Here is a 379-nt window from a genome sequence, read left to right on the forward strand (position 1 = left end):
TATTGGCGGGATTGTACGTGCCCGAAAAATCCGGATTCGCCGACGTTCCCAAGCTCATCATCGTGATGTAGGTCTTGCCGTCCGGCACATTGGAATGAATCCAGTCGGATTCTGCCTTCAGATTTGCGGCAGAGGCATAAGTGCCCCATTGGCCGGTGGGATCCGGCTCGTCGACAAGGAAGAATCCGAACAGCTTCGGATTGCCGATGAAGGGCGTGACCTTGTCGATAAACGATTGGGTTACGCCGTCGGTTTCGTTCAGATAGACCAAGCCTTTCATACCGTCCGGCAGCGCATTGAGTTGGTCAACGGATGAAACGTCAGCCAGGTTAAATCCGGCTTGTGCAATTTCCGTGCCTGATCCGCCTGACGTGTAATG

1 pseudogene is annotated in these 379 nt (G+C 53.8%); it reads right to left on the reverse strand.

The window, feature by feature from the left end:
* A pseudogene (locus tag AC0L2X_RS32570) lies at positions 1 to 379 on the reverse strand (calcium-binding protein); the annotation flags it as partial.

Source organism: Mesorhizobium sp. WSM4828, from assembly GCF_055811175.1.